Below are 26,109 nucleotides of genomic sequence, written 5' to 3'. Positions count from 1 at the left end.
ACTGTCATGTTTCGGGTCTCGCCGGCCGCTTCCCAGAAGGGTTCGAGGACGATCACGCCAAACGGCTCCAAGGCCCGGCGTGCGCGGCCTCGTCTGTCCCGCGCGGGGACGGAAGCGGACGGCGCCCTCACGGGGACCCCACTAGATGTAGGGGCTCCCCTGCAGGGACGAGGGAGCGGGATGGTGAGCGTGACGCGTTGAGAGCGTGAGGCGTTGAGCTTCGGGCGATGCGGGCAATGACGGGTTGCCCTGCCGCGCCTGAACGACGGACGGAACCGGGCGACCGGTTGAACTGCGGCGGCAGACCAGTTTTCCGGCAGCGTCCGGGACTTTCAGCCGCCGCCCTTGGATGCCATGATCCCGGCCGCCCAACGCGGTCCGGCAAGAACAATTGGGGCTCGACCGATGCGGATTGAACGACGCAACACCACCGAAGGACAGTCTCCCTATGCAGGGATCGACTTCCGCCTGACCACGTCCGAGATCAAGAATCCGGATGGCTCGGTGGTGTTCCGGCTCGAGAATGTCGAGATCCCCGACTCCTGGTCGCAGGTCGCCTCCGACGTGCTGGCCCAGAAGTATTTCCGCAAAGCCGGCGTCGCCGCGCGCCTGAAGAAGGTCGAGGAAGAGAGCGTGCCGTCCTGGCTGTGGCGCTCGGTGCCCGACACCGAGGCGCTGGCCGCGCTGCCGGAGAACGAGCGCTATGGCAGCGAGCGCTCCGCCAAGCAGGTGTTCGACCGCCTCGCCGGCTGCTGGACCTATTGGGGCTGGAAGGGCAGCTATTTCTCCTCCGAGGCGGACGCTGTCGCGTTCTACGACGAGCTGCGCTTCATGCTGGCCAAGCAGATGGTCGCGCCGAACTCGCCGCAATGGTTCAACACCGGCCTGCACTGGGCCTACGGCATCGACGGCCCCGGCCAGGGCCATTATTACGTCGACTACAAGACCGGCAAGCTGACCAAGTCGAAGTCGTCCTACGAGCATCCGCAGCCGCACGCCTGCTTCATCCAGGGCGTCGAGGACGACCTCGTCAATGACGGCGGCATCATGGACCTGTGGGTGCGCGAGGCGCGCCTGTTCAAATATGGCTCCGGCACCGGCTCGAACTTCTCGCGGCTGCGCGGCGAAGGCGAGAAGCTGTCGGGCGGCGGCCGCTCGTCCGGCCTGATGAGCTTCCTCAAGATCGGCGACCGCGCCGCGGGCGCGATCAAGTCGGGCGGCACCACCCGCCGCGCCGCCAAGATGGTCGTGGTCGACGCCGACCATCCGGACATCGAGGCCTATATCGACTGGAAGGTGAAGGAGGAGCAGAAGGTCGCCGCTCTCGTCACCGGCTCCAAGATCAACCAGAAGCATTTGAAGGCCGTGATGAAGGCCTGCGTCAATTGCGAGGGCTCCGGCGACGACTGCTTCGACCCCGAGAAGAACCCGGCGCTGCGTCGCGAGATCAAGCTCGCGCGCCGCTCGCTGGTGCCCGACAACTACATCAAGCGAGTCATCCAGTTCGCCAAGCAGGGCTATAAGGACATCGACTTCCCGATCTACGACACGGACTGGGATTCGGAGGCGTATCTGACCGTCTCCGGCCAGAACTCCAACAACTCGGTGTCGCTGAAGGACGATTTCCTGCGCGCCGTCGAGACCGATGGCGACTGGAACCTGGTGGGCCGCACCAACAAGAAAATCGTCAAGACGCTCAAGGCACGTGACCTCTGGGAGAAGATCGGCCACGCCGCCTGGGCGAGCGCCGATCCCGGCCTGCACTTCAACTCGACGATGAACGACTGGCACACCTGCAAGGCGTCCGGCGACATCCGCGCGTCCAATCCGTGCTCGGAATACATGTTCCTGGACGACACGGCGTGCAACCTCGCCTCCGCCAACCTGCTGACGTTCTACGACATCAAGGCCAAGCAGTTCGACGTCGGAGCCTACGAGCATCTCTGCCGTCTCTGGACGGTCGTGCTCGAGATCTCCGTGCTGATGGCGCAGTTCCCGTCCAAGGCGATCGCCGAGCTGTCCTACGAGTTCCGCACGCTCGGCCTCGGTTACGCCAATATCGGCGGCCTGCTGATGACCATGGGCCTGCCTTACGACAGCAAGGAAGGCCGCGCGCTGTGCGGCGCGCTCTCGGCGATCATGACCGGCATCGCCTACAAGACGTCGGCCGAGATGGCCGGCGAGCTCGGCAGCTTCCCGGGCTACAAGAAGAACGCCCCGCACATGCTGCGCGTGATCAGAAACCATCGCCGTGCCGCGCGCGGCGAGGCGACCGGCTATGAGGCGCTCTCGGTCAACCCGGTGCCGCTCGACCACGCCCACTGCCCGCAGGTCTCGCTCGTCACCCACGCCATCCAGGCCTGGGACGACGCGCTCGCGCTTGGCGAGACCAACGGCTATCGCAATGCCCAGGTCACCGTGGTCGCCCCCACCGGCACCATCGGCCTGGTCATGGATTGCGACACCACCGGCATCGAGCCTGACTTCGCGCTGGTGAAGTTCAAGAAGCTGGCCGGCGGCGGCTACTTCAAGATCATCAACCGCGCGGTGCCGGCGGCGCTGCGCGTGCTCGGCTATCGCGAAAGCGACATCGCCGAGATCGAGGCCTATGCCGTCGGCCACGGCTCGCTGTCCAACGCCCCCGGCGTCAACGCCACGACACTGAAGGCCAAGGGTTTTACGACCGAGGCCATTGCGACCGTCGAGAAGGCGCTGCCGACCGCGTTCGACATCAAGTTCGTGTTCAACAAATGGACGCTCGGCGAGGAGTTCATCGTCAAGCAGCTCGGCGTCTCGGCGGAGGCCATCGCTGCCCCGAATTTCGACCTGCTGACCGCGATCGGCTTCAGCAAGCGCGAGATCGAGGCCGCCAACGTGCACATCTGCGGCGCGATGACGGTCGAGGGCGCCCCGCATCTGAAGGCCGAGCATTACGCTGTGTTCGATTGCGCCAATCCCTGCGGCAAGATCGGCAAGCGCTATCTCTCGGTCGAGAGCCACATCCGCATGATGGCGGCGGCGCAGCCGTTCATCTCGGGCGCGATCTCCAAGACCATCAACATGCCGAACGACGCCACGGTCGAGGACTGCAAGGCGGCGTATCTCCTCTCCTGGAAGCTCGCGCTGAAGGCCAACGCACTCTACCGCGACGGCTCAAAACTGTCGCAGCCGCTCAACTCTCAGCTCATCTCGGACGATGAGGACGAGGACGATGCGGTCGAGTCGTTCTACGAGAAGCCGCTTGCCGCGCGCGCCACCCAGGTCTCGGAGAAGATCGTCGAGAAGCTGGTCGAGCGCATCGTCGTGATGCGCGAGCGCGAGAAGATGCCGGATCGCCGCAAGGGCTACACCCAGAAGGCGGTCGTCGGCGGCCACAAGGTCTATCTGCGCACCGGCGAGTATGATGACGGCCGTCTCGGCGAGATCTTCATCGACATGCACAAGGAGGGCGCGGCGCTGCGCTCCTTCATCAACAACTTTGCGATTGCGGTGTCGCTGGGCCTGCAATACGGCGTGCCGCTGGAGGAGTATGTCGACGCCTTCACCTTCACCCGCTTCGAGCCGGCCGGTCCCGTCCAGGGCAACGACTCGATCAAATATGCGACATCGATCCTCGACTACGTGTTCCGCGAGCTCGCCGTCAGCTACATGTCGCGCTTCGACCTCGCCCATGTCGACCCGTCCGAGAGCAATTTCGATGCGCTGGGACGCGGCGTCGACGAAGGCAAGCCGTCGGAGGACGCATCGAGCCAGCAGGCCACGAGATACGTCTCGCGCGGCCTGACCCGCTCGCGCACCGACAACCTGGTCGTGATGCGCGGCGGCTCCCAGGGCAGCGGCACGGCCTCCTCGTCGACCGGTTCGGTCGGCGGCGGCGTGAACGCCACCGCCCGCTCCTCCTCCCGCACCGGCGACGCCATCGACGGCGCCGTCGCCCTGAAGCAGGAGCCGCAGCACGACCTCTCGCCCACCGAGAAGCTCGAAGCGCTGCAATGGAGCAAGGCCGGCACGGCAAACGCGCAAGTCGCCTCCAAGGCCGAACGCCGCGCCGAAGCCAAGGCCAAGGGCTACGAAGGCGAGATGTGCTCGGAGTGCGGGAATTTCACGCTGGTGCGGAATGGGACTTGTATGAAGTGCGATACTTGCGGAAGCACGACTGGGTGTTCGTGACGAGCGCTCGCGTTTAGCGCAGCCGCATCGCTCGCAGCGCAACAATGTTTAAGGAGCGGGCCTGTGCCCGCTCCTTTTTTCTTGCGAAACAGCAACCAGCCAGAGCAATATCCCACACCGCAACCAAGAGGATGGCAATGTCGAAAGGAACCGACTTTGAACTGCAGGTTGCTAGCTTGTTGCGCTCCTCCACTGGATACAAAAATGTCCGAGAACAACAGCACATTTGTGGAAAGAACGTCGACATCGTTTTTCAGAAGCAATGGAACCCGCATAAGTTCCGGACTATAGCTATCGAATGCAAGGACTGGAAATCTGGAATAAACCGCGACGTCATTCGCGAAACCTATTTCGACTACAAACCGCTTTTCGACAATAAACGAATTGACGAGTTATGGATCGTCACACCAAAACCGGTATCAGCCACCGTTCAGGAGCACGCAGACCATTTTGACGGCTTAGAAATTATTCATCTGGGCGAGCTTGAGAAAGACATTATCGACTTCTCACTCTATGCAACATTTCTTCGAGATCGATTTCAGAACGACACCCTTTCACAGTACTATATTCCCTCACGAGTACTGAATTCGACCAGCACCCTCCATTCAAGAATATCAAATTGGCTCGCTTCGGCCAGCTCCCGCCCAATTGCTATATGGGCCGGCTACGGCATGGGGAAGACCAGTTATGCATCGTATCTCGCCTCCGAACTTGCATCACACTACCTCACCGACTCGTCCAAACGCATTCCGATACTGATCCCCTTAGGCGATTACTATACGTCCCCACGAATTGATGGCCTTTTTGCCAGCACGCTGACTCGCGAGCACGGCGTACATGGCTACAACTACAATACGTTTTGGAATCTCCACGAGTCTGGTCGATTTGTAATCATTCTAGATGGCTTCGACGAAATGAAGCACGCAATGACCACCTCAGAATTCTCTGCGATTACGAAAGAAATTCGACGCCTGATCCTACCCAACTCAAAAGTTTTGCTTCTCGGTAGACCAGACGCCATCGTCACCGGAGAAGAACATACAGCCCTTATGAGAGGACGGCGGCAAGTCTCAACTCTAGAAATAAGCGACAATATTTCAGCCGAGTTCGATGAACTCCGACTCGACTTCTTTTCTCGAGACGAATACCTCGACTTCTTGAAGAGATATATATCCTGCTTCTACACACGGAAGGATAGATCCACCTACATCCGAAGCCGACTTAAGCAGGTTGGACAGATCGGGGTTGAAGATCTAATCAAACGGCCCGTTCAAGCGAGAATGCTCGCACAAATACTCCTCAATCCGAGCAATTCGATTGAAAAAGTCTCACGCTACGACCTTTACTCAACGTTCATCGAAGACTGTCTGTCAAGAGAAGAGGAAAAGCCAGAACGACGGAAGCTGTCGCGCACGATTAGAAAAGACTTCATGCAAGACCTCTCATGGTGGCTTTGGGCGATTAAGCGAACACGCACATTTACCGTCGCCGATATTTCCCCATCGATTATGAAACGCTACGTTCTGCCAGAGCGAGACGCGATAGGACAATTGCGAGAGCTATTAGTTGGATCGGTAGTCGAGGAACACTCAATTGGCACGCTCGTCAGCGAGAAGGACGCAGGAACCTTCTATTTTCCCCATCTGTCATTTACAGAGTTTCTGGTCGCTGAGTACGTGATCGAGCGAGAGTTATCTGAAACGGAAATCGGAATTTTAGCACAATCCTTTGACGGAGAAGTCGGCAGCTTTATAAGCGGCTATAGGCTGAAGGACGGCATGCACAAGCTTTATAGCGACTTAAATCAATATCGCGGACCACTATCCTGGAGCTTCATCGAGTTCCTATCGAACTCTCACACTCTAGAGAAGATCGTTAAGGCACTCGTGTCGAAGCCGATCGCGAATGTGTGGCAATTCTGCGTAGAATTTCTTGTCGTATTTCGTCATTGCTCAACAAGCACCGAACGACAGTCGAAAGAGGCTATAGAAAAAATCGTTGGTCGAGCAGCAGATCTTATCGGCCTTGACGACTATCGAACCACTGTTATTTCATTGCAGATCTTGATGAAAACGATGTTCCTTAATGACAAATACATTCATCAAATCTCTAAACTCATTCTTACGTCGATCTTTCGAGCCCTCAATATGGATAAGTTGGCTGCGATGAGCCGCTACCGGTACCGAATAATAAGCGAGACTGAAAATCTTTGTGCCACCATGCTTGCTACCGTCTATCATACCGGAAACACATTTAAGTTTGATGCTATTTCGTTCTACAATCTCCTCCTCAAAGAGGACAATTCGATCTCGGATCAGACGATCGTCGGCCATCTAGAAGTGGAAGTTAAGATCGATGACGTGAGAAAGACACTTCGGTCAAAACACGATCGGGATCGATTCGACAAATGGATCACCACAGCAAGCATGGGAAGCGTATTTAACGAGCTAATGACCTATCGCGAAGTCGGCGCCAGCCGATCCACCGCTCGCTGATCCGCAAGCGTAAGACGGATTAGCGGAGCGCAATCCGCCGCTTGACCGGAGCGGCGCGTTACGCTTCGCTAACGCGCCCTACGCAGCGAGCCCAGGGCTCTACCTCCCCGCTCCCATGCACCTCCACATCTTCTCCGATCTCCACGCCGACATGGCCGACATCAAGCCGATCGCGGCCCTGCCCGGTGTCGATGTAGTGGTCGTCGCCGGCGATGTCTGCGAGGGGGCGGTGAACGGGTTTGCGCGGCTGCGCGAGATCGTGGCGGCGGACGTGCCGATCGTCATGGTGATGGGTAACCATGAATATTATCACCGCACCTACCCCGAGGAGCTGAAGCTGGCGCGGGCCGAGGCGGCGCGGTTCGGGGTGCATCTCTTGGAGAACGACGCGGTCGTGCTCGCGGGCGGGCGCTTTGCGGGCGCTACGCTGTGGACCGACTATGCGATCTTCGGTGCGGGCTCCGAGGTCCACACCATGGCCGTCTGCCGCGACCGGATGAACGACCATCGCCGCATCACCTGGCGCAAGCAGCCCTGGCTGCGCTTCCGGCCGCAGGAGGCGCTCGGCCTGCACCTGAAATCGCGCACATGGCTCACGGGCCTGCTGGAGACCCCGTTCGACGGCCCGACCGTCGTCGTCACCCACCACGCCCCCGGCTGGGGCTCGGTCGCCGAGCGCTATCGCAACGACCGCGTCACCGCCGCCTACGCCTCCGACCTCTCCGCGCTGATCCTGGCCACCCAGCCGACGCTGTGGGTCCACGGCCACATCCACACGCCCTCGGACTACCGGATCGGCACCACCCGCGTGATCTGCAACCCGCACGGCTATGGCCGAGAGAACCCGGACTTCGATCCGGCCCTGGTGGTCGAGGTCGTGTAGCCCGGATGAGCGCAGCGACATCCGGGCTCATCGCCGACGCTGCGGGAGACCCCGGATATCGCTTTGTCATCCGGGCTACGCGAGGCTGCTGCCCAATACAGCGCCCTCGCCCCTTGCGGGAGAGGGCATGCACGGCCCATCTACACGCGCGGTTGGGTGAGGGGTATCTCTCCGCGAATGACCTCGTGGAGGCATACCCCTCACCAAACCGAACTTGCTGCACCTTCTAACATGCCCTCTCCCGCAAGGGGCGAGGGCACATTCACGGGCACCGTGCTCGTCTCCCGATCTTCGGGTACTACAATGATGAGTCCGCAAGGTGGGCAAAGAGGCGCACGCGGCAACGCCGCGTCGCATCGTGCCCACCGCGTCTCGGGTGCTGGCCATGGTGGGCGCGCGCATGCCCCAAGTTGACGTGAGTAGCCCAGCTCAGCATTCTCAACGCATGACATTCCGCAACATCATCGAGCCACCGTCCGATTCCGGCTACCGCTGCCCGTGTTGCCGCTGTCTCACGTTAGGCGAGCGCGGTGGTTACGAGATATGCCCGGTGTGCTTCTGGGAGGATGATGGACAAGACGACCATGATGCCGACCTCGTCCGGGGTGGCCCCAATGGAGCGCTGTCGCTGACCGAGGCGCGGCGGAATTTCAAGGACTGCGGGGCTTCCGATCCGGCCTTCCGGGCGAGCGTCCGGCCGCCGACGGACGAGGAGCGCTAGAGTCAGCGCAGGCCCAATCCTCATCAAACGCGTTGATCGGGATCGGAAAGCTCTGCAAGAACAGCCCGAGCTGGTGCGGCGTCCTGCGCAGATCCACCTTGATCCAATTGTCCAGCACGCCGTGCTGCTCCAGCGCCCTGCGCTCGACATCGAAGCAGTCATCGTCGAACCAGAGGAACGGCGACCTGAAGTCGATGGCCTCCGTCTTGGCAAGATCCCAATCGGTCGGCCTGATCCTAGCCATCAGCGCCCGCGTCTCGGCATCGAACAGAGGCCCGATGCGACGAAGGGGGACGGCGGCGTCGCCCTTGCAATGGGTCGTCAGCCAATAGGTGCTGTCCGGACACGTCGCGAGCACGCGCCTGACGAATTCCGGCGCGTGGGCCGCGCGCTCCGACTTGCGGTCGAGCAGCACCCCGTCGATGTCGAGATAGATGTTCATGGGCCCGAGAGGATGCCCTAGCGCAGTCCCGTTCCGTGGCAGCGCTGGCATTTCACCACCTTGTCGCCCTTCTTGAGCATGCCCTTGCCTTCGCAATTCTTGCACTTGGCTTTCTTCTTGATGTTGGGGCCTTTTTCGTTGGCCATGATGCTCTGCGTGATGAGGTTGGTCCGATGCGGCGCGTTTAGCCGTTATCGTCGCCTCAAACAATGGCATGGCGGCTCAGCCGCGGCGTGGCATCGTGACAACCGCGTCTCTGGAGGCGGCGATGGTGGACACACGCCACCTAAAGGCGGCGCTCGTGATGGGGCCTCACGGCTATCGTGTTTCGCGCGCGGCCGCTGAGCAGCTGTCTGGCGGTCAGTCCCACCTGGGATCGCTGATATGCCTGTCGTCGTGATCGTCGGCGCTCCACTCGCGGATACGGACCGAGCCGTCGCGTGCGACCTCGATCAACTTGTTCACGAGATCGGCATTGCGTACCGAATAAAGATCGAGCGCCTTCTGAAACAGGGTCATCTGCTGATCACGGGTGCCCCTCGGGATCAGGATGATCAACCCGGCATGCACATCCAGCTTGCCATATTCTTTCAGAAAGTCTCTGCGATTGTTGGTGACGATGATGTAGTCGTTCGCGCTCGCGAACCTAACCAGATTCCAGTCCTGCCAGCCGCTCTTTCCGAGATGAGTGACGTAGTCGGCCTGATAGCCGCGCGCCTTCGCGACTCCGACGAGGGCGCCACTTAGGCATTCGTCAATCAGAAATCGCTCGCTCAACGATCGGCTGCCGCTGTCTCCGGCGACCGCCAATCAGCGCCATGGGTCGCCTCGGCCCAGCGGATCACGGCGTCGATGCCGTCGATCGGGAGGCTCGGGTAGTCGGTAAAGATTTCCTGCGCTGAATAGCCGGCGCGAAGGTAGGCCAGGATGGTTTCGGCGGGCACGCGTGTTCCCCGAACCACCGGATCGCCGCTCATGACCGTGGGATCACAAACGACGTCTGACCTGACGGCAACCTTGATGGTCATGACAGCCCTTCCTGGTCGGAGCAGCCATCATAGCGCGACGGGGGCCCGGTGGCGAGCGGGAAGGAGTACCCGGGCGAGCCCAATCCCCGCCACGTCCATGGCGTGCTCCGGCGGCGGCAATGGTGGGCACGCGCCGCCTGGTGGCGGCGCTTTGCCCACCCCTACGGCGGCTGAGTTGCCGCAGCGTCTCTCTCCTCCGTCATTCCGGGGCGCCCGAAGGGCGAGCCCGGAATCCATAACCACGAACGGCTATGAGTTGAGAGGTGTACGCCCACGGCGAGGCGCGTCCGCCAACAGCTGCCTGTGGGTATGGATTCCGGGCTCGCGCTACGCGCGCCCCGGAATGACGTGGGGAGAGAGCTGGCGCTGTCACGCCGGCTCAGCTCGCAGCCCTATTTGAAGCACACCGACGTATCGCCCGCCGTGAACGAATTACCCGGCATCGGGCGCAGCGGGGTCAGCTTCGGATTGGCGGTCGCCAGGCGCTTGGCATAGGCGCCGAGCGCGGCGTTCATGGTGTTGAGGCGGTCCTGGGCGTCGGTGCGCTGCAGCGGGGCCGTGACGACGCCCGACGCGTAGACTTCGGCGCGGGACCATTGCTGGCCCTGCACGATGCGGCCGACGAGGCGCGACTTCAGGTCGGCGGCGCTGTCGCCCGCGGCGCTCTTGCCCCCGACGACGTTGGGCGGCAGCAGGCTCGGGTTGGCGATCCAGCCGCGCGGCTTGGCGACGTTGTTGCCGAACAGGATCAGCTCGTCGAGCGTGTTGTTCAGCGCCACATAGTCGCGCAGCGGCAGGCTAGCGTCGCCGGTGCCCGTCTCCTGGACGTGGCTCGCCAGATGCGGCCCCGTCGCGCAGTAGGTGCCGAACACCAGCTTGATGCTGCCGGAGCTCATCGTCATGTAGCTGCCGACATCCGAGCCGCCCGGCGGCGATGGCGCGTCGTCGCCGCAGAAGGTGCCGTGCGAGGAGGCATCCTGCAGGGAATGCAGATAGAGCCCGATGCGCGCGATCTGCACCGGCACCGGCGGCTTTCTGGGATCGTCGAACAGCACGCCGGTGGTCCGGCTCTTGTCGTCCAGCCAGGATTTCAGCTGGGTGTAGTCGACGTTGCCGTTGCTGTTGTCGAGGATCTTGGGCCCCGAGGTCACGTTGATGGCCGGCCCGATCGTGTAGTTCTCCAGGAGCGGCACGTTGCCGCTGAGCGGAACATTCGCCAGGCATGTCGGGCCGCTGAAGTTGGACGACCCGTTCGGCGTGGTGTAGCCGGCGGTGCACAGCAGGCCCGGGGCGTCGTCGCCCTTCATGGCCCATTGCCGGAGATCGTACAGCGTGCCCTGATAGACGCTGTCGATGGTGATGGGATAGCCGGGCGGCGGATAATGGAACGGATACACCGCCTGGACGCCGCTGGCGCCATGTACGTCGGTGCCCTGCCCGTTCGGCGAGAAGTTCAGCACATAGTGATACAGCGGCCCATCGGTGGTGTTGTTGGTGCGCTGAAAACCGTTGAACTTGGCGGTGATGTAGCTGGCGCCCGAATTGGTCGATGTCGCCTGCCCGCCGCACTGGTCGATCGGCGCATATTGCGCGTAGTCGGCGTTCTCATTGTAGGCGGCGATCCAATAGGCCACGTCGGCACGATAGCCGAGCGCCTGCGCAATGAAATAGGTCGAGTCGGCATGCACCATGCTGCGGCCCGGCGGGATGAGCGCGAACTGCGCGGCCTCGAGCAGGCAGCCGCGGTTGAGCGCTTCGGCCGGGTCCTTGCACGCGCTGGCCGGCGCGAGACAGTTCTTCAGCCCGTCCTTCACGCGCGGGATGCAGATGTCCTCCAGAAACGCCTGCGCGGTGCGCGGCGTGGTCAGTCCCCAGCCGAGCGACGCGGCTCCCGCGACGACGGAGAGGGCCGATAGTGCAAAGCCGATGCGCATGAGCAATTCCTTCGTGATTCGAAAATCCAACGGGCCTGGACCTTGCGTCATGGCAAAACGCCATGTGTCCAGCCGGTGGTCGGTTGAAGCGGCCGATACGTTCGTGAACGCATCACGGATACGACAAAGCCGCGCTGCGACTCTACCGTAGACGAATTATCAACCTCTAGTTGTTGTTGTCAATCGCCTTTGGCCCCGCGAGTCGTCATTGCGAGCGCAAGCGACGCGTCCGCCGAAGCCCGAAGGGGCGGAGGTGGAGGCCATCAAGAGTCCCAACGCGGAGACACTCTGGATTGCTTCGCTGCGCTCGCAATGACGGGGAGAAAGCAGGTGCAACGACAGCCGGGTTCGCCAGGACTGGATTCGGTCCGCTGCCCTGGCGCAGCGACGTCCCTCAGTGCGTAGGGTGGGCAAAGGCGCGCCCCCGCACGACGTTGTTAGGCCCGATATCTCGCGCGCCGTGCCCACCGCCCACACCCACCAGCGCCGATGGTGGGCACGCGCCGCCTCACGGCGGCGCTTTGCCCACCCTACGGTTCGCTGGTCGTTGTGACGAGCGATGCGACGTAAAGCCTCAGCGCAGGCCGCCGGTCACGTGCAGCGTCTCGCCGGTCACGTAGGACGCCTCATCCGAGGCGAAGAAGGCCACCGCGGCGGCGATCTCCTCGGCCTTGCCGACGCGCGCCAGCGGGGTGGCCGTTTCGATCCAGTTGCGCATGTCGCCCTCGTGCAGGCCGGCGGCGACGACGCCTTCGGTCACGATCATGCCGGGGTTGATGGTGTTGACGCGGATCTTGCGCGGCGCCAGCTCCTTCGACAGCACCGAGGAGATCGCGTCGACCGCGGCCTTGGTCGCGGTGTAGACGGCGGTGTTCGGCGGCGTCAGGGTCGACACGCCCGAGGAGATGTTGACGATGCTGCCGCCGGCCGGATTGAAATGGCGCGCGGCTTCCTGCGATACCAAGAGAAGCCCGAGCACGTTGAGATCGAACTGGCTGTGGAAGTGCTCGGCCGTGATGCCGTCGAGCGGCGCGAAGGCGTAGACGCCGGCATTGTTGACGAGGATGTCGATCGCGCCCAGCGCCTTCACGGTCTCGGCGACGACCGATTTCACTTGCGCCGCGTCGGTCAGATTGCCGCCGACGGCCACCGCCTTGCCGCCCTTGGCGGTGATGGCCGCCACCACGCGCTCGGCGCCTTCCCGGCTGGCGCTGTAATTGACGGCGACCGCAGCGCCCTCGGCTGCCAGCCGCGCCGCGATCGCGGCGCCGATCCCCTTGGATGCGCCGGTCACCAGCGCCACCTTGCCTTCGAGTCTCTTGCTCATCCTGCTCTCCCGCGCCACGGCGCTGCTTCAATGGTTCAGAACTAGTGAACTATTGAACAGGCGCAAGGGCGTCGCTATATGATTTTTCATGGCGCAATTGTTTCACCCGTCGCGGGAGGACATCACCTTGGCCGGCGTGCTGTCAGCGCTCGCCGATCCGATGCGGCTGCGCATCGTCAAGAGCCTGATGGAGCAGAAGGACTGCATGTCCTGCACGGCGGCCGCGCCCTGCCCCGACATGGCCAAATCGACCCTGTCGAACCATTTCCGCATCCTACGCGAATCCGGCCTGATCCACACCACCAAACAGGGCGTCGAACACCGCAACGTCGTGCGCGAGGCCGACCTCAACGCGCGTTTCCCGAAACTGCTCAAGACGATCCTGGGATACGCGGAGTAGCGCCGCGCAAATGCCGCATCGTAGGGTGGGCAAAGGCGCGCCACACACGACCTTGTTGGGCCCGATCTCTCGCGCGCCGTGCCCACCGCCCGCACCCACCGCCACCGATGGTAGGCAGCGCCGCCTTCGGCGCCGCTTTGCCCACCCTACGGCACCGTCGTCGCGGACGCATCGGGGTCAAATCGGATAGCGCCATTTCAACGAACGGCGAAGGAAGAAGGCCACGACAGCGACAATCGGCAGCGCGACCAGGTCGGCTCGGAACACGACGCGCGGAAGGTGGATGAACATCGGCGTAAAGATCATGGCGAACAGCACCAGCAGAACGGCCATGTAGGTGTAGTAGAGAGGCGACTTGAAAATGCCGGTCGGCGCCAGTTCGGCGTGAGACATCGGTTGCGGCAACAGGCCCGAAAGCAGCGCACCGAGGAAGTCCAGACCGTCCATGACGTCATCGTCCGTGGTTTGCGATCGCGCAGCAGTGCGCCCGGATCAGCCTAGGGCATCGAACCAAATTCGTACGGTCTGCTTCGCTCATCCGCCGATCACATCTTGATGTGTCATCGCGGCCAGCCGACGGGTTCGATACCGTATCGAACAGACGATAATCGCGCATGAGGCTCGCGCCATCGGCACAATCGTTCCATCCCGCGCAAGCCCATCATCATTGCGCGAGCGCCGATTGATCCGATCCCCGTTCGCCTTACTTAGAACCAACGGCCGTCATGACGTGCGGCGCAAACCGTGTTCCAAGTCAGAAGCGAGCCCCAGCATGACTGCCCAGTTCAAAACTCGTGGAACGCACGACGCGCAGAGCGCCGGTTCGGACGTGGTCCGGATCGACAGCTTCGCGGCGGCGCGCGAGGTGTTGCGCTCCAGCGATGTCCGGCAGGCCGGCTTCAATGCCGAGCTGGTGCATCGCTTCATCGGCCCGCGCCACGCCCCGGTGCTGTACCAGGATGGCGAGCCGCATCAGAAGCAGCGCAGCGCCACGGCGCGCTTCTTCACGCCGCGCGTGGTCGCCACGCGCTATCGCGCGCTGATGGAGGCGACCAGCCGCGATCTGGTGGCGGAGTTTCGCCAGACGGGCCGCGCCCGCCTCGACGACATGAGCCTGACGCTCGCAGTGGCCGTCGCCGCGGACATCATCGGGCTGACCGACAGCCCGCGCGATGCGATGGCGGCGCGGCTGAATCGGTTCTTCGCCGTGCCCGTGGGCCGGGGATCCATCGCGACGCTGCGCAATGCCGTGTACGGCCAGCTGCGCACCCTCGGCTTCTATCTGTTCGACGTGCGGCCGGCCATTCGCACCCGGCGCCATCAGCCGCGCGAGGACGTCATCTCGCATCTGATCGCGGAAGGCTATTCCAACCGTGAGATCCTCACCGAATGCCTCACCTATGGCGCCGCGGGCATGGCCACCACGCGCGAGTTCATCGTGATGGCCGCGCTGCGGCTGTTCGAGCATGACGATCTGCGCGCGCGCTTCCTCGCCGCGGAGGAGCCGGACCGCATCAGCGTTCTCGAAGAGGTGCTGCGGCTGGAGCCCGTGGTGTCCACGCTCAAGCGCCGGGCCGCGTGCGACATGACGCTGCAGACCGACGCCGGGGCGATGACGATCCCAGCCCGCAGCCTGGTGGAGATCGATGTCGGCGCCGCCAACCGCGATGAAGCCGCGGCCGGCCCCTGTCCGCATCAGCTCGACCCCGACCGCATCCGTCCGGCGAAAGGCTCTGCCACCCTGATGAGCTTCGGCGACGGCCCGCATCGCTGCCCCGGCGCCGCGGTGGCCCTGCACGAGGCTGCGATCTTCCTCGGCCACCTGCTGCAAATCCCCGGCCTCAGGCTGGAGCAGCGGCCGACGCTGACCATCAACCCGGTGAGCAGCGGCTACGAGCTGCGCGATGCGGTGATCGCGGTGGGGTGACGTCCGATCGGGCTCTCAGCTACGAACGGGGACCCTCATTGCGAGCGCAGCGAAGCGATCCAGGCTTTCTCAGCGGATGAAGTCTGGATTGCTTCGCTGCGCTCGCAATGACGGAGGAGCTTCGGGGGCTAGATCGACAGCCCCGCCAGCGCGGGGTGAAGAGGCCGCGACGCTGGCTTCACTACCGACCCGGCCGCAGCACGACCTTGATGACGCCGTCCTGCTTGTCGCGGAACTTCTGGTACATTTCCGGCGCGTCTTCGAGTCTGGCCGGATGGGTGACGACGAAGCTGGGGTCGATCTGGCCCTCCTGAATCAGCTTCATCAATGGGCGCGTATAGGCCTGTACATGGGTCTGCCCGGTCTTGATCGTGAGACCCTTGTTCATGGCGGCGCCGATCGGGATGTTGTCGCCCATGCCGACATACACGCCGGGGATGGAGATCGTGCCGGCCTTCCGGCAGCACATGATCGCCTGGCGCAGCACATGCACCCGATCAGTCGTGAGGTAGGCCGCGGCCTTGACCTTGTCGAGCACCGCGTCGGCCGCACCATGGCCGGACGCCTCGCAGCCGACGGCATCGATGCAACTGTCAGGGCCGCGCGTGTTGGTGCGCCGCATCAGCTCGTCGTAGACGTCTGATGTGGAGAAATCGATCGTCTCGGCGCCGCCCGCTTCGGCCATTGCGAGACGCTCCGGCACCTCGTCGATCGCAATCACCCGTCCGGCACCGAGCAGCAGCGCGGAGCGGATCGCGAACTGGCCGACGGGACCGCAGCCCCAGATCGCCACAGTGTCGCCTGGCCGGATCTGCGCATTGACGGCAGCCATGTAGCCGGTCGGAAAGATGTCGGAGAGGAACAGCGCCTGCTCGTCGGTGACGGTGTCCGGCACCTTGATCGGGCCGACATCGGCCATCGGCACACGCAGATATTCGGCCTGTCCGCCGGAATAGCCGCCGAGCATGTGGCTGAAGCCGAACAGCCCGGCCGGCGACTGGCCCATCGCCTTGGCCGCGATCTCGGCGTTCGGATTGGTGCGGTCGCAGCAGGAGAACAGGCCCTGCTGGCAGAACCAGCACTGTCCGCAACTGATGGTGAAGGGCACGACCACGCGGTCGCCGACCTTGAGATTGGTGACCTCTGAGCCGAGCTCGATCACCTCGCCCATGTTCTCATGGCCGAGAATGTCGCCGCTCTCCATCGTCGGCTGATAGCCGTCGAACAGATGCAGGTCCGAGCCGCAGATCGCGCAGGCGGTGATCTTGATGATCGCATCGCGCGGATGCTGGATCTTCGGATCGGGAACGGTATCGACCCGGACGTCGCCTTTTCCGTGCCAGCAGAGTGCGCGCATTGTTGAATCCTTTTGGTTGCGTGCGCCAACCGGCAGCACTGCCGAGTGTTCCTCGGCAGCGCCTCGAAAGTCCCGTGTCTACTTCTCCTGCTCCATCGTCACCGCGACGGCGCCGATCGCCGACAGCCGCACCTTGTCGCCTTCGATCTCGGCGACGAGGCCCTTGTCGATGAAATGGTGATGGCCCTTGTGGCTGCCCTGGCCGCTGTCCTGCTTGGTCAGCTTGATGCGGTTGCCCTCGACGCTGTCGACGGTGCCGACATGCACGCCGTCGGCGCCGATGACCTCCATGTGTTCCCTGATGTCCTGCATGATGCGCGCTCCGTGGTTGCTGTTCGCTGTGATGCTGCATCAACGGGTGCTCAGGCCGAGAGTTCCGCGCTTCACCGCCGCGCAAGGTGCCGTAGGGGTGGGCAAAGCCGCGCCAGGGCGCGATCTGATCGGACAAGGTCTGTCCCGCGCCGTGCCCACCGTCCTCACCCAGCGGCGCCGATGGTGGGCACGGCGCGCGACACGATGTGCCCGACAACATCGCGCGGGGGCGCGCCTTTGCCCACCCTACGGTTCAGCGCCTCATCCGCCCTGCGTACCCTCGTCATTGCGAGGAGCCGAAGGCGACGACGCAATCCAGAGTCTTTGCGCCGCCCTGGATTGCTTCGCTTCGCTCGCAATGACGGGGAGATAGTTCGTGCGGCAAGCGGCGATTTTCACCAGCAGATCCAGGCTGATTTGGCCTGTCCAGTCCTTCCGTGAAAAATAAATTACTTTCGTTTTTTCTGAATTCATGATTGTCTATGTCTATCCCGGCCCGCGAGAGGGGCGCTTCGCGATCGTCACGAGACGTAGGGCCTGGGGATGCGGTGGCCGCAGGCGTGCTGCAGCGGGCTCACGGGCTCGCCGACGAACAGTCGCTTGCGGACGTGAAGACGCGTGGTCCTGGCGCCCCGAGGCTGGCGCCAAGTCCGGTGGTGATGATGATCCGCTGGGCGACGGTGGCTATAAGCCGGACACCGGGGAGAGCGCGAGATAAGCGTGAAAACCATCGCGCGGGGAATGCCGGGATGCCTCGGCTGAACCTGTGGTGACTGCCGCCTGCTTTTCTTTCTGCAGGCGGGCCATGGTGCGGCCAGCGCCCGGCATTCCCCGCGCCCTCTCATCTCGCGAGGGCCAGCGATGACGCAGACCTCGGGCGCAATCCGCGTCGCGGGATCGATGCCGCTCATCTCGATACGCAGAGCCTTCAGCTCATCGACCACGTCTCAGTACCTTGATCGGAGCGCACGGCTGCCGCTTGCGTCCCGGCTCCAAACAACGCCGTTGCATCTGAGAGTTCAAGATGGCGCTACCCTTAAGCCTTGCGCACCGTGCCGAGGAAGCCCTCCACCGCGACGCGGAAACGGTCGGCATCATCGGACATGCGGCGCACGGAATCGACCATCGCAGCGCCCGCATTGCCGGTCTGGCGGTTGAGGGCGGCGACCGAGCCGATCGTGTCGGTGACGGCGCGGGTGCCGTGCGCGGCCTGCTGGAAGTTGCGCGAGATCTCGGTGGTGGCGGCGCGCTGCTGCTCGACGGCGGCCGCGATCGCCGTCATCTTCTCGTCGATGCCGGAGATGTTGAGGCTGATCGAGCGGATCGCCTCGACCGACTCGCCGGTGGCGGCCTGGATCTCGGCGATCTGCCGGGTGATGTCGTCGGTGGCGCTGGCGGTCTGCGAGGCCAGGTTCTTGACCTCGCCGGCGACCACCGCAAAGCCGCGGCCGGCCTCGCCCGCGCGCGCCGCCTCGATGGTCGCGTTGAGCGCCAGCAGGTTGGTCTGGTTGGCGATCGCGGTGATCATCTTGACCACCTCGCCGATGCGGTTGGCGGCGCGGTCGAGCAGCTCGACGGTGGTGTTGGTCTGCGCCGCCTTTGCGACCGCCTGGCGCGCGTCGGCGGCGGAGGCCTGGACCTGGGACGCGATCTCGGCGACCGAGGCCGTCAGCTCCTCGGTGGCGGCGGCGATGGTCTCGAGATTGGAGGTCGCGGTCTCCGCGGCGCTGGCGACCGCGGCGGTCTGCTCGGTGGAATCGTCGACCAGCTTGCGCACGTCGGCGGTGCTGGAATCGAGCTGGCCGGTCGAGTTGCTCATGCTGACGATGACCGCCTGCACGGTGTCGTCAAAACTCCTGCAGGCGCTGTCGATCGCCTGCGAGCGCTCCAGCCGGCGGCCCTGGTCGAGCTCGCGCTCGCGGGCGAGCTGGTCGGCGGTGGCGGCGCTCTCGCGCAGGCCCTCGAGGGCTGCGGCCATCGCGCCGAACTCGTCGGCATGGGCGAATTGCGGCACCGAGGTCTGGTAGTCGCGCTCGCCGATGCGCTGGATCGCCTGCATCAGCGCGGCCACCGGGCGCACCAGGCGGACGCGCACGCTGCGCACCGCCACGCCCGCCACCAGCAGCGCGGCGAGGAAGGCGATCGACTGCACGACCAGGCTGGTCAGCGCCGCCGTCTTGATGGCATCGGCGCGGGCGATCGAAGCGTCGAGCGCGGTCATGCCGATGGCGATGATGTTGTTGAAGGGGCCCTGGCAGAACGCATTCCACTCCGCCGGCGGCATCACCGGCTTGCCGCTGCCGTCGAGGCCCTTGATGATCTGGTCCATGCGCTGATGCGCCGCCTCGACCTCGCCGCGCGAGGTCTTGACCGCGGTGGCGAGCGCCGCGCCGCCGGCCCCGGCGGTGAGGTCGTCGAGGCCGGACCAGCCGGCATTGATGGTGCCGCGGCCCTGCGCGACCGATGTCTTCTGGGCGTCGTCGAGCGGCTTCGAATTGTTGATGTTGGGGCGCAGCGACGAGCATTGCAGCCCGTAGCGATCGCGGACCTGCCAGGCGAGGCGGCGGGCCTGGACCATCTTGGCGATCGTCGGATCGGTCATCCAGGCGCGGTTGGAGACCGCGAGCGAGGCGGCGTTGGCGGCGTCCAGCGTCTTGGTCATCGCCTCGTACCAAGCATTGGTGCGCGCCAGCACGCGCTCGGCGCGCGGCCGCGTACCCTCGTCGAACAGCAGCTTGAACTGCGGCACGGTCGCCTCCCAGGCCGCCTTCAGCCGGGCCACGAGCTCGTCGCGCTCGGGCATGTCGATGCCGGCGAGCGCGGCGACGATGCCGTCATAGCCGCGGCTCTCGACGCCCTGATAGTCGGTGAGCTTGGCGCGCGGATCCTCCTCGCTGAGCAGCGCGCTCTGGATGTCGCCACGATGGGCGCGCATCACGAGAACGTTCTGGAAGATGGCCTTGTCGGCGCGCGCGAGCTGTCCCGTCTCGACGCTCTCGCTGTAGCGTCCCATCGCGCCGCTCATCAGCACGGCCGTGGCGACCAGGATGCCCGCAGCGAGAACCGACAGCAGCAGCATCAGCAGAGAACTGACCGATTTCCTCATCACGCACCACCTTCACCACACCTGGTTGCAGGATGACGCAATTGCACAAATTCTTCCTTAACCATGGAGCGGCACACCAGTCGCCCTGAGGTAATCCGTTGCCGAATCCCCCTGCTCCGCTCCCGACGAAACCACGCAAGCCGCGCCGCCAGCGGCGCTGGCGCACCCTGTTGCGCGATGCAAGGCGAACAGCGCAACGCGCGGCGCGCAAATTGCGCCGGATGGCGGGCGCGGCGCCGCGGTGGCTGAAGCTGTCAACCGGCGCCGGGCTGGCGCTGTGCATCTTTGCCCTGGCCAATCTGGCCTACCACGTCGTGCGCAAGCCGACCGAGCTGTTCGTCGTCACCGGTCATGCGCTCGACAAGGAGCCGGAAGAGACTTGGCGGCAATATGGTGCGCTGTTCCGCGAGAGCTCGACGCGATCGATCACGCCGGAGCTGTTGGCCGCCCTGGCCCAGACCGAGAGCTCCGGCAATCCGGTGGCGCGCACCTACTGGCGCTGGCGCCTGGCGTGGAACCCGTTTGCGCTGTACCAGCCGGCGTCCAGCGCCGTCGGCCTGTTCCAGATGACCGACGGCGCCTTTGCCGATGCCGCGCCATTCTGCATCAGGGACCATGAGGTGGTCGGCGACGGCTGCGGCTCGCCGGGCCTCTACGTCCGGGCGTGGCCGGCGCACGCCGTGGCGCTCACGGTGATCTCGCTCGACCGTCAGGTTGCCGCCGTGCTCGCGCGCCACCCCGCCGCAAGGCCGACGTCACAACAGAGGCAGGACCTCGCGGCCGTGATTCATCTCTGCGGCGCCGGCCCCGCCGCCGGCTTCGTGCGTCGCGGCTTCAAGCCGGAGGAAGGCGAGCGATGCGGCGACCATTCGGTCGCCGGCTATCTCGGCAAGGTCAATACGATGAAGCGCACCTTCAAGAAGCTTTCCGAACGGGTCGAATGACACGCAACCATCCCTCCGCTGCGGTCGGTTCGCCAAGTTCAGAGCAGCGTGGCGATGCCATCCAGCGAAGCGGCCCCGCGCAGCGCCTCCGCGGCGTGATGGCGTGTGCGCCCCGTCAGTTCGCCGAGTTGGAAGCGACCGAGCGCGCGCAGACGGGCAGCGGCCGGCGTATCGCCGTGAAGCGCCGCCAGCCGTGCGGCCGACCATGCCAGCGCCGCGTCGATGGCGAGGTGAAGGAAACCGGTCGCGCCGGCCTCGCCGTCACGCGGACGGGCTTTCATCTGCCCGAGCGTCTCCGCGGTCGTCTCCAGGAGATCAATGATCGCGCCGGCAGCACTGGCCGCATCGGCGTCGTGCGCTGTGAGGGCCGCGATATCGGCGCGGGCACGCCTCACGAAGACGCGCAGCCCCGTCCCACCATCCTTCCACAACCGGCGATGCAGCAGGTCGAGTCCCTGCATTCCGGTCGTGCCCTCGAAGATCGGCAGCACGCGGGAGTCGCGCAGCAGCTGCTCGACCGGCCAGTCCGTGGTGTAGCCGGCGCCGCCGAGCACCTGGATCGCGCCATCAGCCGTCGCGAAGGCGAGCTCGCCGCCGAGCGTCTTGACGATCGGCAGCAGCCATTGCGCCAGCGCCGCGCTGTCGCGGCGCGCATCGGCGTCGGTCTCGCAGCGCGCGAGATCAGCCTCGACCGCGGCGGCATAGATCAGCGCGCGGCCGGTCTCGACGCCGGCCTGCATCGACAGCAGCATGCGCTGCACGTCGGCGTGTTCGATGATCGGCAGCGGCTGCGGCCCGGCGCCGCCCTGCAGGCGCTGGCGCGCGTAAGCGAGCGCGACGTCGGCGGCCGCCGACGCGATGCCGAGACCCATCGCGCCGACCGCCATCCGCATGTTGGTGATCATGACGAACATCTGCGCCAGACCGCGGCCTTCCTCGCCGAGCAGATGGCCGGTGGCCTCCTCGAATCCCATCGCGCAGGTCGGCGACAAATGCAGGCCAAGCTTGTGCTCGAGCTTGCGCACGACGACGCCGTTCGCTGCTCCATCGCTACGGTCGGGCACCAGGAACAGCGACAATCCCTTGGCACTGTCGGTGCGTGCCAGCAGACAGTGCACGATGCGGCCGGTCAGATCATGGCCGCCGAACGAGATCCATTGCTTCTCGCCGGTGATCGACCAGCGACCGTCGCCGCGTGCGACGGCCTTGGTCCGGATCCGGCTCGCGTCGGAGCCCGCGCCAACCTCGGAGATGCAGATCGTCGCGCCCCACTCGCCTGCGATCAGCTTCGGCAGCCATTCCGAACGGATGGTGTCGTCGGTCGTCCAGGCGTCAATCAGCCGTACCGCCGAGCGCAGGGGCACCGGCAGCATGCCGAAGGCGGCGCAATGACGGTCGAACACCTCCTGCACCGCCACCGCGACCACCAGCGGCAGCCCCTGCCCGCCGAGCGACTCGGGAAGGTCGAGCGCGATCCAGCCCCCCTCGGCATAGTCCCGCCAGACCGCCCGATGCAGCTCGGAGGTGACGACCGCGCCATCGACGAGCCGTGGTGCGCCGCTGTCCGACTGGGCGTTGAGCGCGTCGAGCCGGTCGGCGGCGAAGCCCGCAGCCGACTCCAGGATCGCCGCAATCGTCTCGTCGCTGGCCTCGGCGAAACCGGCCGACAGATCGCGCAGCCGGGCCAGGCCGGGCAATGCGGCGAGCTGGGCCTGGAGGCTGGTGCGGTCGATCGGCGGAATACTGGCGCGTGTCATGGGTCTGTCGTTCCGGGCAGGTGGGGTATCGCCAATGCCAGGGCTGTGGAGTGCCGCCGACCGCTTTCACATACCGGCTGGACCCCTGGCCGTCACCTTCGGGAGATCGTGCCGCATGCCGCGGCGGCTCGCGTCCGCGCGCCTCCGGTTCCGCGTTAAGCACGTCGTCCTCCGGGCTCCGTGCAAGCGGCGGGCGTTAAGACATTGGCAACGAAGTGCGCCGCATTTTCGGGGCCCCATTAGTGTAGGAGTCACCATGTCAGAGATCGGCATTCCCGGCGCGCGCATCCGGTCCTTCGTTGAGCGGATCGAGCACCTCGACGGCGAATTGGCGGAGCTGAACGAGCAGAAGAAGGAAGTGTTCGCCGAGGCCAAGGGTGAGGGCTTCGACGTCAAGATCCTGAAGGAGATCATCAAGCTGCGGAAGCAGGACCAAGACGAGCGCGACGAGCACGAGACCCTGCTCGACACCTATCTGCGGGCGATGGACGCGGCCGAGGCCGAGCCGGCCACCAAGGCCCCCGAGCGCAAGGCGGCGTGAGTCGCGGCCAGGCGACCCGTCTGAGGCCCCAAACATCGGCGGCGCGCAGGCTCACCAGCATTGCGCGCTGCCCTGATCCGACGATTTTTTCTGGGATTTTTCTTGCCCGGTTCCATCCCAGCCTCTAACGCTGCCGCACGCTGACTGTAGCACCCGAGGATGAGATGACTGACGCAACGACCTGCCCGCAATGCCGCTCCGAACACGCCTATCAGGACGGCGCGCTGTGGGTCTGCCCGGAATGCGGTCATGAATGGAGCGGCGATGCCGCTGTCGCCGCCACCGCCGAGACCGACGCGAGCATCCGGGACGCCAACGGCAATGTGCTCGCCGACGGTGACAGCGTCATCGTCATCAAGGACCTCAAGATAAAGGGCTCGTCCTCGACGGTGAAGGGTGGCACCAAGGTCCGCAACATTCGCCTGCAGGAGGCCAGCGACGGCCACAACATCGCCTGCAAGATCGACGGCATCGGCCAGATGAATCTGAAATCCGAGTTCGTGCGCAAGGCGTAGGGACGCGCAGACCAAATCCGAGACCAACATGAACGGCAACCGAACCTACGCTGTCCGCGTCGAAGGCGCCAAATATGGCGTCGGCTTCGGCTCGGCGCTCGCCATGACGATCTCCTATTCGGCCAACCATTCGATCCTCTGGGCGATCATCCACGGCATCTTCGGCTGGCTCTACGTGATCTACGCGGCGCTGTTCGGATCGTAAGCCCCGTCCACGCGGGCGCCCGCGCATCTCCGGAACATTTCGCCGGACTGCCGCGTTCGGATGGACGACAGGAGGACGGCCATGCTGACGGACCACCAGATCGCGATGCTCTGCGACATCGGACAATCCATCGCCTTTGCCGCCGACCGCCAGGACGAGCTCCTCGAGCTCATCCAGGAGGGCTATGTCGCCAAGGACGGCGACGTCTATGAACTGACGCCGAAGGCGGAGAAGGCGCTGACCGATCGCGGCGCCGGCCTCAACGAGGCTTGATCGCAGGCACGTCGTGCAGCGGTTGAGGTCTCTCTCAAACCGCGCATAGCCGTGGCCTCGAGGAACAACACCGCTGCTGAGCCGGCTGAGTCACACCTTGATCAGGCGGACTTTCGTGCCCCAGGGATCCGCGGTTTCAAGCCCGTTCGCGATCGTCGTCACCGACGCTCCAGCGCCGCGCAGCCGCGCCTCCTGCCCTGCCAGCAGATCCGTGCTGCCGACCTCGAAAGAGAACCATGACAGGCCGGTGGAGCCGTCATCGCGCCGTCCGGCGCCGGCGCTGCGCCAGGTGTTGGCGCCGATGTGATGGTGATAGCGGCCGGACGACAGGAAGGCCGCGCGATCGATTGTCCGCGTGGGATTGAGCCCAATCAGCCCGGTGTAGAAGCCGCTCGCCTGACCGATGTCGCCGACCTTCAGATGCACATGGCCGATGCGAAGGCCGTCCGGCGCACCGGCATAGCTGCTGGTGCGCGTATCGGTCAGAGCGACGAGATCATCGACGTCAAGCTGATCGGTCCCCATCCTGACGGAACCGTCGCGCCACTGCCACAGCTCCGGCGCGCGGTCGGCATAGACCTCGACGCCGTTGCCCTCGGGGTCGTCGAGATAGACGGCCTCGCTGACATTGTGGTCGGCAAAGCCGGTCAGCGGGGTCCGATTGAGCGCGACATGCACCAGCCAGCGGGCAAGGTCCTTGCGTGTCGGCATCAGGAACGCCGTATGAAACAGCCCGGCCGAACGCGGCGATTCGCGGCCCGCGCCAGGACGCGCCTCGAGTTCGACCAGCGGCACGCCGCCGGCTCCGAGGCGAACCATCGTCTCGGTCCGCTGCAGCACCGAGAGGCCGATCACGTCGCGGTAGAACGCCGCGACCTTGTCGGCATCGTTCACCCGCAAGGTCATCATGCCGATCCGAATCGGTGTCCGGCTCGCGAAGGTGGGACCGGCGGCCGTGCTCTCACCGCCGCCCTCGGCGCGCGCGGCCGCGACGGCGGCCATCGTCATGGAAGTCGCGCCGGCCAGCTTGAGGAGCGCGCGGCGGGTCAGATCGGCAGTCATGAAGTCCCCCTGAATTTCCGTCTTCCTACGGAACCGGCGCCGGCTCGCGCAAGCCCGCCGCCGAGCCCCGTCGTCACGTGCGTGTGAAGTGCCGGTTTTCCGCGCGCGCCGCATTCGGAATTCAGCGCATCAGGCAGCGGTATTCGAGCCTGACATGCCATCGCCTGCAAACGCTGCAGGACTGCGCAGCCACTGCCCGTTGTTTGACATCGCCGAACTACGATCCCGCCGGCGGCCGGAGCGCAATGGCACGCCGAGGGTCAAGCAGCGAACTGATCAGCAGCTGTTAGGAGCGATCCGGCGAACTCTACGTGACGTCAGCGGTGAATCCGTCACTCTTCTGTCACCAGCAAGTAACACCCGTATCAATCCCTTCCGTAGCGGCACGGCCTGGATTCGAGACTTGGCATGAACTCTGCTTTCACAGACCTCACCGGGTCCCACTCATTGGAGGCAGAATCAACGTGCTCGTCACTCTCGTCGCACTACTTTGCAACGGCCAGCTCTGCATGGAGAAGGTTGTTACCAACAGCGAGATGTCCGGCATCACGATGACATCATGCGCGGTCAGCGCGCAGATCGGAATCGCGGACTGGATGTCCAAGGGTCCCTATCACGAGTGGCGTCTGCAGAGTTACAAGTGCGTTGCCGGCAAGTACGTGCCGAAGACCAACGCCTGATCCGCGTTCCCGGCCGGCTGGCACCCGGAT

General features: G+C 64.5%; 25 protein-coding genes. 12 read left to right on the top strand and 13 right to left on the bottom strand.

Annotated features, from left to right (window positions below; all coding sequences use genetic code 11):
- Positions 1-405 precede the first annotated feature (405 nt).
- From QQL87_RS00560 to QQL87_RS37235, 4 genes are all read left to right on the top strand, one after another.
- Positions 406-4,170, top strand: coding sequence for a vitamin B12-dependent ribonucleotide reductase (locus QQL87_RS00560; protein WP_284416320.1), 3,765 nt, complete (start codon positions 406-408; stop codon positions 4,168-4,170).
- Between the two features lie 137 nt (positions 4,171-4,307).
- Positions 4,308-6,665: a restriction endonuclease gene (locus tag QQL87_RS00555; protein WP_284416321.1), complete on the top strand. Its 2,358-nt coding sequence runs from the start codon at positions 4,308-4,310 to the stop codon at positions 6,663-6,665.
- A 115-nt stretch (positions 6,666-6,780) separates the two neighbouring features.
- Positions 6,781-7,548, top strand: a complete 768-nt coding sequence (locus tag QQL87_RS00550; RefSeq protein WP_284416322.1) for a metallophosphoesterase — start codon at positions 6,781-6,783, stop codon at positions 7,546-7,548.
- 385 nt (positions 7,549-7,933) lie between these two features.
- Entirely contained in the window at positions 7,934-8,269 is a 336-nt protein-coding gene (locus tag QQL87_RS37235; RefSeq protein ID WP_349817335.1) for a CPCC family cysteine-rich protein, read from the top strand.
- Here the strand turns inward: QQL87_RS37235 and QQL87_RS00545 are convergent.
- The 6 genes from QQL87_RS00545 to QQL87_RS00520 all read right to left on the bottom strand — a co-directional run bounded on the left by QQL87_RS00545 (position 8,199) and on the right by QQL87_RS00520 (position 13,000).
- Positions 8,199-8,711 (bottom strand): hypothetical protein, encoded by a 513-nt coding sequence (locus QQL87_RS00545; protein WP_284416323.1) that lies wholly within the window; start codon positions 8,709-8,711, stop codon positions 8,199-8,201. The two genes, QQL87_RS37235 and QQL87_RS00545, sit on opposite strands and share 71 nt — an antisense overlap.
- A 17-nt stretch (positions 8,712-8,728) precedes the next feature.
- Positions 8,729-8,857, bottom strand: coding sequence for a hypothetical protein (locus QQL87_RS00540; RefSeq protein WP_284416324.1), 129 nt, complete (start codon positions 8,855-8,857; stop codon positions 8,729-8,731).
- A 214-nt stretch (positions 8,858-9,071) separates the two neighbouring features.
- On the bottom strand, positions 9,072-9,521 hold the full coding sequence (locus QQL87_RS00535) for a DUF5615 family PIN-like protein (RefSeq protein ID WP_284416325.1): 450 nt from the start codon (positions 9,519-9,521) through the stop codon (positions 9,072-9,074).
- Entirely contained in the window at positions 9,485-9,739 is a 255-nt protein-coding gene (locus QQL87_RS00530; RefSeq protein WP_284416326.1) for a DUF433 domain-containing protein, read from the bottom strand. The genes QQL87_RS00535 and QQL87_RS00530 overlap by 37 nt, the downstream gene beginning before the upstream one ends.
- Positions 9,740-10,131: 392 nt before the next feature.
- Positions 10,132-11,673, bottom strand: coding sequence for a hypothetical protein (locus QQL87_RS00525; RefSeq protein WP_284416327.1), 1,542 nt, complete (start codon positions 11,671-11,673; stop codon positions 10,132-10,134).
- A gap of 574 nt (positions 11,674-12,247) precedes the next feature.
- Complete coding sequence (locus tag QQL87_RS00520; RefSeq protein ID WP_284416328.1) at positions 12,248-13,000, bottom strand: SDR family NAD(P)-dependent oxidoreductase; 753 nt, start codon at positions 12,998-13,000, stop codon at positions 12,248-12,250.
- A gap of 88 nt (positions 13,001-13,088) precedes the next feature.
- On the opposite strand from QQL87_RS00520, the gene QQL87_RS00515 reads away from it, so the two are divergent.
- Positions 13,089-13,400, top strand: a complete 312-nt coding sequence (locus QQL87_RS00515; protein ID WP_284416329.1) for an ArsR/SmtB family transcription factor — start codon at positions 13,089-13,091, stop codon at positions 13,398-13,400.
- Between the two features lie 177 nt (positions 13,401-13,577).
- Here the strand turns inward: QQL87_RS00515 and QQL87_RS00510 are convergent, their stop codons facing one another.
- On the bottom strand, positions 13,578-13,847 hold the full coding sequence (locus QQL87_RS00510; protein WP_284416330.1) for a hypothetical protein: 270 nt from the start codon (positions 13,845-13,847) through the stop codon (positions 13,578-13,580).
- A gap of 325 nt (positions 13,848-14,172) precedes the next feature.
- Between QQL87_RS00510 and QQL87_RS00505 the strand changes: the two genes are divergently transcribed.
- Complete coding sequence (locus QQL87_RS00505) at positions 14,173-15,327, top strand: cytochrome P450 (protein ID WP_284416331.1); 1,155 nt, start codon at positions 14,173-14,175, stop codon at positions 15,325-15,327.
- 181 nt (positions 15,328-15,508) lie between these two features.
- On the opposite strand, the gene QQL87_RS00500 is transcribed toward QQL87_RS00505, so the two are convergent.
- From QQL87_RS00500 to QQL87_RS00485, 4 genes are all read right to left on the bottom strand, one after another.
- Positions 15,509-16,684 (bottom strand): zinc-dependent alcohol dehydrogenase, encoded by a 1,176-nt coding sequence (locus QQL87_RS00500; RefSeq protein ID WP_284416332.1) that lies wholly within the window; start codon positions 16,682-16,684, stop codon positions 15,509-15,511.
- 78 nt (positions 16,685-16,762) lie between these two features.
- On the bottom strand, positions 16,763-16,996 hold the full coding sequence (locus QQL87_RS00495) for a DUF2171 domain-containing protein (protein ID WP_284416333.1): 234 nt from the start codon (positions 16,994-16,996) through the stop codon (positions 16,763-16,765).
- Positions 16,997-17,257: 261 nt separating this feature from the next.
- The gene (locus tag QQL87_RS00490) at positions 17,258-17,470 is read right to left on the bottom strand and encodes a hypothetical protein (RefSeq protein ID WP_284416334.1); all 213 of its coding nucleotides are present in this window, start codon (positions 17,468-17,470) and stop codon (positions 17,258-17,260) included.
- 562 nt (positions 17,471-18,032) lie between these two features.
- A complete protein-coding gene (locus tag QQL87_RS00485) occupies positions 18,033-20,102 on the bottom strand; it encodes a methyl-accepting chemotaxis protein (RefSeq protein ID WP_284416335.1) in 2,070 nt (689 codons plus the stop codon).
- A gap of 221 nt (positions 20,103-20,323) precedes the next feature.
- On the opposite strand from QQL87_RS00485, the gene QQL87_RS00480 reads away from it, so the two are divergent.
- Positions 20,324-21,046, top strand: a complete 723-nt coding sequence (locus QQL87_RS00480) for a transglycosylase SLT domain-containing protein (RefSeq protein ID WP_284416452.1) — start codon at positions 20,324-20,326, stop codon at positions 21,044-21,046.
- Positions 21,047-21,084: 38 nt separating this feature from the next.
- Here the strand turns inward: QQL87_RS00480 and QQL87_RS00475 are convergent, their stop codons facing one another.
- A complete protein-coding gene (locus QQL87_RS00475; protein ID WP_284416336.1) occupies positions 21,085-22,803 on the bottom strand; it encodes an acyl-CoA dehydrogenase family protein in 1,719 nt (572 codons plus the stop codon).
- Positions 22,804-23,059: 256 nt separating this feature from the next.
- On the opposite strand from QQL87_RS00475, the gene QQL87_RS00470 reads away from it, so the two are divergent.
- From QQL87_RS00470 to QQL87_RS00455, 4 genes are all read left to right on the top strand, one after another.
- Positions 23,060-23,344 (top strand): DUF2312 domain-containing protein, encoded by a 285-nt coding sequence (locus QQL87_RS00470; RefSeq protein WP_284416337.1) that lies wholly within the window; start codon positions 23,060-23,062, stop codon positions 23,342-23,344.
- Positions 23,345-23,508: 164 nt separating this feature from the next.
- Complete coding sequence (locus QQL87_RS00465; RefSeq protein WP_284416338.1) at positions 23,509-23,859, top strand: zinc ribbon domain-containing protein YjdM; 351 nt, start codon at positions 23,509-23,511, stop codon at positions 23,857-23,859.
- A gap of 28 nt (positions 23,860-23,887) precedes the next feature.
- Complete coding sequence (locus QQL87_RS00460) at positions 23,888-24,064, top strand: hypothetical protein (RefSeq protein ID WP_284416339.1); 177 nt, start codon at positions 23,888-23,890, stop codon at positions 24,062-24,064.
- 81 nt (positions 24,065-24,145) lie between these two features.
- Positions 24,146-24,337: a hypothetical protein gene (locus QQL87_RS00455; protein ID WP_284416340.1), complete on the top strand. Its 192-nt coding sequence runs from the start codon at positions 24,146-24,148 to the stop codon at positions 24,335-24,337.
- 90 nt (positions 24,338-24,427) lie between these two features.
- On the opposite strand, the gene QQL87_RS00450 is transcribed toward QQL87_RS00455, so the two are convergent.
- Positions 24,428-25,399 (bottom strand): VOC family protein, encoded by a 972-nt coding sequence (locus QQL87_RS00450; protein WP_284416341.1) that lies wholly within the window; start codon positions 25,397-25,399, stop codon positions 24,428-24,430.
- A gap of 464 nt (positions 25,400-25,863) precedes the next feature.
- Between QQL87_RS00450 and QQL87_RS00445 the strand changes: the two genes are divergently transcribed.
- A complete protein-coding gene (locus tag QQL87_RS00445) occupies positions 25,864-26,079 on the top strand; it encodes a hypothetical protein (RefSeq protein ID WP_009027404.1) in 216 nt (71 codons plus the stop codon).
- Positions 26,080-26,109 lie beyond the last annotated feature (30 nt).

Origin of the sequence: Bradyrhizobium sp. SSBR45G (genome assembly GCF_030159255.1) — a bacterium.
Lineage (GTDB): Bacteria > Pseudomonadota > Alphaproteobacteria > Rhizobiales > Xanthobacteraceae > Bradyrhizobium.
This window is presented reverse-complemented; position numbering and strand designations above follow the sequence as displayed.